Origin of the sequence: Pseudomonas sp. GM48 (assembly GCF_000282335.1) — a bacterium.
Lineage (GTDB): Bacteria > Pseudomonadota > Gammaproteobacteria > Pseudomonadales > Pseudomonadaceae > Aquipseudomonas.
Window position 1 is genome coordinate 1 of sequence record NZ_AKJM01000087.1, and the last position, 10,262, is coordinate 10,262.

Below are 10,262 nucleotides of genomic sequence, written 5' to 3' on the forward strand. Positions count from 1 at the left end.
GTGAGCCTGCTCGCGATGGCGGTCTGTCAGCCGACCAATTACTCACAGGTATACCCAATCCCCCTGTGGGAGCGGGCTTGCTCGCGAAGGCGACCTGCCAGCCAACCCATCTGTCGCAGACATACTCAATCCAATTGTGTGAGCCTGACAGCCGACGATTCTTTTACGGCTGGGCTGGCAATCCTCGCCCCTTGAACCTAACCCTGCTGCACTGGCAATCGTAGCTCCGCACACAACCCGCCCCCTTCGCGATTGCTCAAGGTCAACGACCCACCAATCGCTATCGCCAGTTGCTGGGCAATCGCCAGCCCCAGCCCGGTACCACCGGTGCTGCGGTTGCGGGAGTTTTCCACGCGGTAGAACGGTTCCATCACTTGTTTCAGTTCTTCCTCGGCAATCCCCGGGCCACGATCGAGGATCTTGATCGACAGCTTGCCATCGGCCTGTTTTTCCACCCGCAACTCGGCAGCACCGGCAAACTTCAATGCGTTGTCCGTCAGGTTGACCAGCACCCGGCGCAAGGCGTGTGGGCGGGTGTCGATGACGGCTGCACTCTTGCCAGTGAGCTGAACGTCCTTGCCCACGTCCTGGTAGTCGAACACCAGGCTATCGAGGAACGAGTCGAGGTCGGTGCGGCGGCTTTCTTCGGTGGCTCCGTGGATGCTGCGGGCATAGGCCACGCCTTCGCGCACCAGGTGTTCCATCTCGCCCAGGTCGTTCCACAGTTTGTCTTTTTCGCTGGAGTCGTCCATGAACTCGGCGCGCAGTTTCATGCGCGTGATCGGGGTTTGCAGGTCGTGGGAAATCGCTGCGAGCAATTGCATGCGTTCCTTCAAGTAGGCAGCGATGCGTGCCTGCATCGAGTTGAAGGCCTTGGCAGCGTGGGCGACTTCGGTCGGGCCTTTTTCGTCCAGGAGCACGGGATGGGCGTTGGGGTCCAGGGTTTCGACGGCTCCGGCAAGACGGGTGAGGGGGCGGATGGCGATTCTGACCGCCAGCCAGGAACAGACCAGCATCAGCGCCAGTTGCCCGAGCAACACGATGGGCAGCCAGGGCGACAACGGGACCATTGCGGGGCGGACGTCGATGGTCAGCGGGCTGCCATCCGCCAGGTTCAGGTGCACTTGAAAATGTTTTTTCGGCCCGGGGATGTCGGTGAAGGTCATTGGGTAGTCATGGCCGATGGCGTCCTTGATCGAGGCGATGGCTATGGGCGCATCGGGCATGTCGGTGCGGATGGGCGTGCCGGGCGACCCCTCATTGAGCAGGTAACTGTAGTTGCGTCGTTCCAGTTGCTGCAGCCAACCGGCCCGCTCCTCGGCGGGCAAGCGATCGAGGATGGCAATGGACGTGGAAACGTCGGTTTCCAGGTTGCCGAGCATGGTGTTTTTCGAGGACTCGTAGCGCTCGTAATATTGCGCGCCGAAGGACAGCGCCTGAGCGAGGATCAGGCCGATCAGGAAAATCAGCGACAGCCGCGAGGCCAGGGTCCGAGGCCAATGCAGCGCCCGCGTCATGATTGATCGCCCAGGATTTCCACCGGCAGGGAAAACACATAGCCTTCGCTGCGCACGGTCTTGATGTAGGCCGGTTCGCGGGCGTCGTCGAGCAGGCGCTGGCGCAGGCGACTGACCAGCAGATCGATGGAACGGTCGAACAGGTCGGCGTCGCGGCCCTGGGTCAGGTTGAGCAATTGATCACGATTGAGCACCCGTTGCGGATGATCGAGAAACACCCGCAGCAATCGATACTCGGCACCGCTCAGGGCGACCATGGTGCCGTCTTCATCGAGCAGGTGACGGGCCGAGGTGTCCAGGCGCCAGCGGCCGAAGGCCAACAGGCGGCTGGCTTCGGTCACCACCAGGTTCGGCGGCAGCATGCGTGTGCGCCGCAGCACCGCGTTGATCCGCGCCAGCAGTTCACGGGCAGCGAATGGCTTGACCAGGTAGTCGTCGGCGCCCATTTCCAGGCCGAGGATGCGGTCGGTTTCATCGTTGCGGGCGGTGAGCATCAGCACTGGCGTGGTCTTGTGTTTGCCGGCGCGCAGTTCGCGACAGAGCAGCAGGCCATCGTCCCCCGGCATCATGATGTCCAGCACGATCAGGTCCACCGGGGTGGTTTCCAGAAAAGCGCGCATCTGCCGTCCATCCGCCACGACGGTGGTGCGCAGGCCGTTCTTCTTCAGGTAATTGCCTACCAGCTCGCGGATTTCGCGGTCATCGTCAACGATGAGGATGTGATCAACGTGATCCATTGGGCCAAACCTCTGATAAATGGGGATTGCCACACAGTCTATCGAGCCTCGGCGGGCTCGCCTGCCGCCCTTTGTATTGCAGTGTATCTGGCTTGCCTGAGGATACACACGAAGGCAAAAAAGCCGGTTTTCAGCGGTTTTGTATTGCTGTGTATCCAGGCCCCGTTCTGATACGAACCGATTGATTCGCGCCGATTCCCGACACAGACGAGATACCTCGCAGGCTTTTAATAGGTTCCATCGAGGCAAACCCAACCGCCTCGGATCAACCAACGATCAACCTGTCGAAACCTTGAGGAACTCGCCATGAACACCAAAGCCATCTACGCCGCTTGCCTGTTTGCCGCCCTGAACATCTGCACCCTGTCGGCCCGTGCCGAAGCCGATGTTGCGCCTAAAACCTACACCTACGGCACCCAACTTGACATCAAGAAAGTGGTGTCGCTGACCGAGGACACTACACCGTCCTGCGGCGTGGTGAATGCGCGGCTGACGTACCTCGACTCCCAGTCCAACCGCCAGGTGCTGGATTACCGCAAGTTGGCTGACAACTGCAACTCGGAAAACTGAGTGTTGCGATCAACGACCGCTTAATCCATTTGAAACAGGAAGGACATCATGAACAACGTATCCCGCTTTCTTACCGCTATCGCCTTTTCCATTACCGGTGCGGCCGCCCATGCCAACGCCGTTGTCGAGCAAAGCGCCTGCGGCAGCAATACCTGCTTCCAGCTCACGCCGGTGGAGGAGAAGGGCACTCAAGGCTTCCTTGCGCAAGACGGTTCCAGCCGTACGCCGCAAGGGCAGATGCTTGCCGAGAATGGTTCCAGCCGCACGCCTCAGGGGCAGTTGCTGGATGAGCAGACGGCTTGAAAACACCCCCGACCCACTGTGGGAGCGGGCTTGCTCGCGAAAGCGGTGTGTCAGCCGCATCATCGCTGGCTGAATGTATGCTTTCGCGAGCAAGCCCGCTCCCACATTGATTGTGTGTCGCCCTCTGATTTGTCTTAGGTGATCCCATGTTACTCATCGCTTTCCTGGGCGGCATATTGACCGTCCTCAGCCCGTGCATCCTGCCGGTCGTGCCCTTTCTGTTTGCCGGTGCCGACCGCACACGCTCCTCGATCCTGCTGACCCTCGGCGGCATGGTCCTGACCTTTGCGCTGGTCTCCAGTCTGGCCGTGGTCAGCACTGAGTGGGTGATTCAAGCCAGCAACACTGGCCGCCACGTCGCCCTGTTCGTGATGGTGCTGTTTGCTCTGTCGCTGATTTCCGCCCGGGTCGGTGACTGGCTGGCGCGTCCTTTCGTGCTGCTGGGCAATCGCATCGACCCGGACTCGCGCAAGATGTCCGGGCCTGTGGCTTCGATCATGATCGGTGTCGCCACCGGGTTGCTCTGGGCACCGTGCGCCGGGCCGATCCTCGGGGTGATTCTCACCAGTGCCATGCTGCAAGGCGCGAGCGCCGGCACCAGTCTGCTGCTGGTGGCTTATGGCGCGGGCAGTGCGTTGTCCTTGGGCACGTTGATCTTTGCCGGTCGCGGCCTGGTCAATCGTTTGAAACCGTCGATCCCGGTCACTGGCTGGTTGCGTCGTGGCACCGGGGTTGCGGTGCTGGCCGGTGCGGCGGTGATCGCCACTGGCGCCAATGACCTGTTGCTGGCCAACACCTCATCGGAAGGTGTCAGCCGTGTGGAGAAGGGCGTGCTGGAAACCGTGCCGAAAGTCGTCGATTACCTGGTCAGCAAGGTCAAGGCCGACAGCGCCATGGACAACGCCCAAGGCGCCATGCCCTCGCTGTCCGGCGCAGTGGAATGGCTCAACTCGCCCGCACTGAGTAACGAAGCCTTGAAAGGCAAAGTGGTGCTAGTGGACTTCTGGACCTTCGACTGCATCAACTGCAAGCACACCTTGCCGTACGTGAAGGACTGGGCGAAGAAATATGAAAAGGACGGACTGGTAGTGATCGGCGTGCACACGCCTGAATATGGCTTTGAACGCATCATCGACAACGTCAGGGCCAAAGTGAAGGAATACGGCATCACCTACCCGGTGGCGATCGACAACAACTACGCGATCTGGCGCAACTTCGACAACCAGTACTGGCCGGCGCACTACATCATCGATGCCAAGGGGCAGGTGCGTTACACCCACTTCGGTGAAGGCAGCTACGACACGCAGGAAAAAATGATTCAGCAGTTGCTGGAGGAGGCCAGGGCCAGCGCGCCAGCGGCTTGAACCATTCGATCAATGGCTCACGGGCCTAGCCTCGTGGGCCATGGTTTTTTTCTCCTGACCGCGCCGCCATGCCGCCGGCGGCGTACCGAACTCGCGCCGGAAGGCGCGGCTGAAGGCGGTATCGGTCTGGTAACCGACTTCTTCGGCGATCCGCATCAATGAACTGTTGCTGCTGCGTAACAGATTGGCGGCCAGCAGCATGCGCCATTGCGTCAGGTACTGCATCGGCGACATCCCCACCAGTTGCTGGAAGCGTTCGGCCAACACCGATCTCGACGTGCTGGCGGTGCGTGCCAGTTCGTCCAGTGTCCAGGCGTGGCAGGGTTTTTTGTGCAAGGCATTGAGGGCGGCGCCGACAATCCGGTCGCGCACACCGGCCAGCCAGCCCGTGCGCCCTTCGCCCTGTTCGTTCATGTACAGGCGCAACACTTCGATGAACAGCACTTCGGCCAGTTTGGCCAATACCCCTTCGCCGCCGGGGCGGGGTGAACGGGCTTCGGCGAGGGCATAGCGCACGGAGGATTCCAGCCAGATACCGGCATTCGAACCGCGCACATTGACCCGCACCACAGCGGGTAAACCCTTGAGCAATATGCCCGCCAGACGCGTGTCGCACGCCAGGTAGCCGCACACCAACCGGGTGACCGCGCCACCCCCGCCATAACTCAGTTGGCGGGGGCGGCGTGCCAGCACCGCATCCAGTCGCGCACCCGTGGCCGGGGGCAATCCCGGACGGGAGCACATGCGATGGGCATCACCCTGGGGGAAGATCACCACGTCACCCGCACTCAGGAGCAGCGGTGGCTCATCACCCAGTTCCACGTAACACTCGCCTTCGGTGATCAAGTGGAAGATCACCACCCGTTCCGCATCGGGCTCCAGAAACGGCGCTGCCGTGTCTGCGCTGGGCGACTGGTAACACCAGGGCGCGGTGAACCGGGCATTGATAAAGATCGCGCCGACCAGGTGCACAACGCGCAGGGTCTGTGACAGAGCGTCCATAGGGAGATCCCCGTGGCAGGATTCCTGATTGTGAACGCCTCGGCGCGCAACGTGGAATCTCCGGACGATCGGGCAGGCTTGGGCGACGATCGGGCAGGACGCCAGCGCCCGTCAGGACGATAGTTGGTTCACAGGGTCTGTGCCGGCCCTGCCACCCACAACAAGAAAAGAGAGGTTGCCATGCCGAAGTTCGTGATTGAACGCGAGATCCAGGGCGCCGGTGCGCTGTCGGAAAGGGATTTGAAAGCCGCTTCGCAAAAGTCCTGCCGGGCGTTGCGTGAGTTGCCGGAGGTGCAATGGCTGCAGAGCTATGTCACCGGCGACAAGCTCTACTGCGTGTACATCTCGCCGAGCGAGGAGCAGATCCAGGAGCACGCCAGGATCAGTGGTTTTCCCGCCAACCGCATTTCCCGGGTCATGAACATCATCGATCCGACGACGGCGGAGTAACCGCGACCGGACCCGATTCGTGTTTCAACCCAGAGACCGTCTCCATGAGTACACCCATTGATCTGACTGCCTTGAAAAACCGCCAGATGGCCTCGTGGGCCAGCGGCGACTACGCCGTGATCGGCACCACCCTGCAGATCGTCGGCGAGCAACTGGCCGAAGCCTGCGACCTGTTGTGCGATGAACGCGTGCTCGACGTTGCCGCCGGCAACGGCAACGCGACACTCGCCGCTGCGCGTCGTGGTTGCCAGGTGACTTCCACCGACTATGTCGCTGCCTTGCTGGAGCGCGGCGAAGAACGGGCCCGGGCAGAACGCCTGAATGTCACCTTCCAGGTCGCGGACGCCGAAGCCTTGCCATTCGCCGATGCAAGTTTTGACGCCGTGCTTTCTACCTTCGGCGTGATGTTCGCGCCGGACCAGCCCAAAGCCGCCGCGGAACTGGCGCGGGTTTGTCGCCCGGGCGGCCGGATTGGCCTGGCCAACTGGACGCCGGAAGGTTTCGTCGGCCAGATGTTCAAGACCCTGGGCCAGCACCTGCCGCCCCCGCCGGGAGCGAATCCGCCCTCGCGCTGGGGCACCGAAGCCTGGCTGCACGAGCATTTTGACGAGCGTGAGTTTCTGCTGCAGGTGACGCGCCGCACCTTTAATTTCCGCTATCGCTCGGCGGCGCATTTCATCGACACCTTCCGCGACTGGTACGGACCGGTGCACAAAGCCTTCGCGGCACTGCCACCGGATGGCGCCATGGCCCTGGAAACGGACCTGTCCGACTTGATCAACCGGATGAACCGGGCGGGCGACAAGTCGCTGGTGGTGCCGAGTGAATACCTGGAGGTGGTGATCACACGGCGTTGAGTGACCACAAGCCAAATGTGGGAGCGGGCTTGCTCGCGAAAGCGGTGTGTCAGTCGCATCAATGCTGGCTGAATGTACGCTTTCGCGAGCAAGCCCGCTCCCACAGGGGGATTGGTGATGCCGGCTAAATGACCTTCGCCCCCCGCGCCTCCAGCAACTCGCGCAATACCGACCGATGACAATGCGCTTCATCCTCGCAATAACACCCCACGGCCAGGGACGTCTGATGGGACAGCGCGGCCAGCAGGTCCAGCATCTGACTGGCAGCGGGCTGGTTCATCTCGGCCTTGAACTTGCGCCTGAACACCTCCCAGGCCCTGGCATCCTGCGCGGCCTTGGCCTCGGCCACCAATTGCGCACTGGGCGACAGCAGCGGTTGCCAGACATCATAAAAATCCCGAAGGGCGAATTCGGCTTTCGGTACGCCACGGGGAGGGCGGCGTACCGTGCCCAGGCGCAATCCTTCGTCCGGTCGACGGGGTGATCCGAGTTGAACGATATGGATCGGCATGGCTACTTGAGCCGCGATTCGTCGAACCACTCAAGTGCCGTGCGCCACAAGCAGATGCCCAGGAAATACGCCGACATCAGCAGCCACAGCCCCATTACCAACGGGTTGATCAGCGGATGGTTGAGCACCAGCGACAAGCTGCACAGCAGCCAGATGGCCGTCACCGCTATGTTGATCGGCATGAACCGGCGTACGCGGAACGGATGCAGGAATTTCATCCGGGTCACGGTCAGCAGGGCCAGGCCAATGACGGTAAAGAAAGTGATCCACGGCGACGGGGCGATGATGTACAGGCACAGGGCAACCACGTTCCAGGCGGCGGGGAAGCCCTGGAAGTAGTTGTCCTTGCTCTTCATGTTGACGTTGCAGAAGCAGAACAGCGACGACACCAGAATCAGCGACACGCTCAGCAGCAAGGTGTAGTCCGGCAACGGGATGTAGCGATAGATGAACAATGCCGGGATAAACACATACGTCAGGTAATCGATCACCAGGTCGAGGATCGAGCCATCGAAGCTCGGCAGCACCGACTGCACATTGACCTTGCGCGCCAGCGCACCGTCCAGCCCGTCGACGATCAGGGCGACACCCAGCCACAGCAGGCAATGGGTCGGCTGGTTATCCAGCAGCGACAGGGTGGCGAGGAAAGCGGTGACTACGCCGGTGGCCGTAAAACCATGGGCGCCCCATGCTTTGAGTCTGGCGATGTAAAGGGTTGAAATCACAGGGGCGTTCTCCAGTAAATGAAGCAAGCCAGTTATCGCCCCGGGTAGGGGCAGTGGCAAACCGGGTCGGGTTGCAGGTATCGACCGGGTATCCAGGAATAAGGTTCACCACCTATGAATCTTAGCTGCGCCGGCAAAAAACACCCCGGACAAATCCGCGGTAGTGAGGGCACGTCAGCCCAACGGTGCTGGCACATTCACCTGCGGGGACTATCGTTGCCTGACTGGATAAAACCCTTCCAAAGAGGACAAACGGCATGAACACCAGCGATCTGCTCGAACAGTTACTGCGCGCCGGTCAGGGCTCGATGGCGTAACAGGGGGGCGCTGGCGCGTCGGCCCAGGGCGGGCTCGGCGACCGATGCTGGAATGGCCTCGGAGATGTACCTGGCTGCATCTGGAGCAGCAGGTCAGGGGCGGTGCCTGAATTGGCTTTGGCGGCAAAAACGTAACGCCCCCATGGCCATGGGCGGAACTGCACAGATCTCGGCAGACGATCACCGTCGAGATGAAAAAATATCTGATGCCGGACTTCATGTAGCGAGGGAGCAAGCTCCCTCGCCACAAGAGCGTGTTACTTCAGGAACGCCTGGAAGTCGGTACCCATTTTGTCGATCGCCGCCTTGAAGTCCTTGGCGGTAACCTTTTGGCTCTCATTTTCCAGGGCGGTGCCAAACACCTTGCGGACCACTTTGGCCACGGTCTGATTGCTCTTCGCGTCGATGAACTCGGCTTCGATGAACAGGATGGTTTCCTGGTCACGGTGACCGGTGGCTGCCTGCGTTGCCCCGACTACGGCTGCGATGGGGACCACTTCATACCACTTCATGCCTTCGTTTTCGGCGCTGACCCCGGTAATCGCCGCACGCATGATCAGGGACCGGGAACCCGCCGGTGCGGAGGAGGAATTGGACACTACGCGGTACTTCTGGCCCAGTGTGGCCTTGGCCTTGTTGGTCATGTAGTTCTGAATGTCGGCCAGCGTCTGCTGGTTGACTCGCTCATTGGGTTTGGGCGCCGGGTACAGCTCCAGTTTGTTGAACACCACGGTGTCATACGCATTCGCGTTCCACGAAGGGCTGACCCAGCGCATCGCGGTTCCGCCGCTAGGCGTCTGGACTTCCTGCAGGTTGTTGTAGTTGGACAGGAAGCCTGAGTATTGCGCCTTCTCAGTGACTTTCGAGGTGCAACCGCCTAGTAACAGACCGGCCAGCGTGGCGCCGACGAGCAGTTTTCGAGACAGATTCATAGTGGTGTTTACTCCTTGGATAAAATCGTCGTTCTTACGTTTACAAGACATCAGAAGCGCCAGGTCATATTCCCGGCCAAGGCTTGTATCCAGGCATTGTCGAATTGACCGGAAATTCGATTGCCCGATGCGGATTTGGCCTGGTCAACCGGCATGTCGCCGAGCCAGACCATGGCCCAACTGACATTGACATCGGTGTCCTTGTTCAGAGCATAGGTGGCTCCTGTCGCAATGCGCCAGGATTCGTTCATCGGTACCACCACACTGCGATTGCTGTCCGACACGGCGCTGCTGTCGTAGGCCACGCCGAAGTTCCACAACCACTGCTCGGTGGCCTGGTATTGCGCACCCAGGGAGAGATGCCAGGTGTCCTTGAAGCCGGCGTCGACCGTAGTCGATTGCGCTCCAAACGCCGTGGTGTCGACCTCCACGGCGATATCGCCGAACTCGGACCAGTCCTGCCAGTTGGCCGAGGCCAGCAGAGCCCATTGCCGGTCCAGTTGCTGGAACAGGCTCAGGGTTACGGTTTGCGGCACCTTCATGTCGAGTTCGGTGTTGGTGTTGTTGACGCGCTCGAGCAGACGTCCATCGCCCTTCACATCGAGCCGGTCCTCGAAGTCCAGATCAACCTGGCTGGTGTAGGTCAGGCCGATGCGTGTGCCGGGTTGCGGGGCGTAGATCACGCCGACGTTGGCGCCATAGCCCCAGGTGTTGTCCCTGTATTTGAATTGGCCGTCAGCGCGGTCAGTGAAGCCGAAAGGGGAGCGGTCGATGGCAGTGTCTGCCTTTAACATGCCGTACATGGCCTTGATGCCGAGGCCGACCGACCACTGCTCGTTGAAGCGATAGGCCACGCTCGGTACCAGCGACAGGCCGAGCAGGCTGGAGTTCTGCGTGAAGTAGCGGCCTGACCAATCGTTGTCGTAATTGACCGCCAACCCGAAGTCACCGTACTGGCCGAAACCGACGCTCCAGTG

Annotated in this window: 12 protein-coding genes; 5 read left to right on the forward strand and 7 right to left on the reverse strand. The window is 60.9% G+C overall.

Features of this window, described 5'->3' with window-relative positions:
* Positions 1-197: 197 nt before the first annotated feature.
* The gene (locus tag PMI28_RS12635) at positions 198-1,517 is read right to left on the reverse strand and encodes an ATP-binding protein (protein ID WP_007987698.1); all 1,320 of its coding nucleotides are present in this window, start codon (positions 1,515-1,517) and stop codon (positions 198-200) included.
* Positions 1,514-2,254, reverse strand: coding sequence for a response regulator (locus PMI28_RS12630; RefSeq protein WP_007978356.1), 741 nt, complete (start codon positions 2,252-2,254; stop codon positions 1,514-1,516). Before PMI28_RS12630 ends, PMI28_RS12635 begins: the two co-directional genes overlap by 4 nt.
* A 306-nt stretch (positions 2,255-2,560) precedes the next feature.
* On the opposite strand from PMI28_RS12630, the gene PMI28_RS12625 reads away from it, so the two are divergent.
* The 3 genes from PMI28_RS12625 (at position 2,561) to PMI28_RS12615 (ending at position 4,491) form a co-directional block, all read left to right on the forward strand.
* Entirely contained in the window at positions 2,561-2,824 is a 264-nt protein-coding gene (locus tag PMI28_RS12625) for a DUF2790 domain-containing protein (RefSeq protein ID WP_007987700.1), read from the forward strand.
* Positions 2,825-2,872: 48 nt separating this feature from the next.
* Entirely contained in the window at positions 2,873-3,127 is a 255-nt protein-coding gene (locus PMI28_RS12620; RefSeq protein WP_007987707.1) for a hypothetical protein, read from the forward strand.
* Positions 3,128-3,273: 146 nt separating this feature from the next.
* Positions 3,274-4,491 carry a cytochrome c biogenesis protein DipZ gene (locus PMI28_RS12615; RefSeq protein WP_007987710.1) on the forward strand — a complete coding sequence of 406 codons (1,218 nt, stop codon included), beginning with the start codon at positions 3,274-3,276 and terminating at the stop codon, positions 4,489-4,491.
* A 9-nt stretch (positions 4,492-4,500) separates the two neighbouring features.
* Here PMI28_RS12615 and PMI28_RS12610 read toward each other — a convergent pair whose 3' ends face one another.
* Entirely contained in the window at positions 4,501-5,493 is a 993-nt protein-coding gene (locus tag PMI28_RS12610) for an AraC family transcriptional regulator (protein ID WP_007987712.1), read from the reverse strand.
* Positions 5,494-5,673: 180 nt separating this feature from the next.
* On the opposite strand from PMI28_RS12610, the gene PMI28_RS12605 reads away from it, so the two are divergent.
* Both PMI28_RS12605 and PMI28_RS12600 read left to right on the forward strand, forming a co-directional pair.
* A complete protein-coding gene (locus PMI28_RS12605) occupies positions 5,674-5,943 on the forward strand; it encodes a DUF4242 domain-containing protein (protein WP_007987714.1) in 270 nt (89 codons plus the stop codon).
* 44 nt (positions 5,944-5,987) lie between these two features.
* On the forward strand, positions 5,988-6,800 hold the full coding sequence (locus PMI28_RS12600; RefSeq protein WP_007987716.1) for a class I SAM-dependent methyltransferase: 813 nt from the start codon (positions 5,988-5,990) through the stop codon (positions 6,798-6,800).
* A gap of 124 nt (positions 6,801-6,924) precedes the next feature.
* Here PMI28_RS12600 and PMI28_RS12595 read toward each other — a convergent pair whose 3' ends face one another.
* The 4 genes from PMI28_RS12595 to PMI28_RS12580 form a co-directional block, all read right to left on the reverse strand.
* Complete coding sequence (locus tag PMI28_RS12595; protein ID WP_007987717.1) at positions 6,925-7,311, reverse strand: DUF488 domain-containing protein; 387 nt, start codon at positions 7,309-7,311, stop codon at positions 6,925-6,927.
* A 2-nt stretch (positions 7,312-7,313) separates the two neighbouring features.
* Complete coding sequence (gene pcsA, locus PMI28_RS12590) at positions 7,314-8,036, reverse strand: phosphatidylcholine synthase (protein WP_007987720.1); 723 nt, start codon at positions 8,034-8,036, stop codon at positions 7,314-7,316.
* A 574-nt stretch (positions 8,037-8,610) separates the two neighbouring features.
* Complete coding sequence (locus tag PMI28_RS12585) at positions 8,611-9,285, reverse strand: DUF3313 domain-containing protein (RefSeq protein ID WP_007987723.1); 675 nt, start codon at positions 9,283-9,285, stop codon at positions 8,611-8,613.
* A gap of 50 nt (positions 9,286-9,335) precedes the next feature.
* A partial coding sequence (locus PMI28_RS12580; RefSeq protein WP_007987726.1) for an OmpP1/FadL family transporter occupies positions 9,336-10,262 on the reverse strand: 927 nt, incomplete at its 5' end.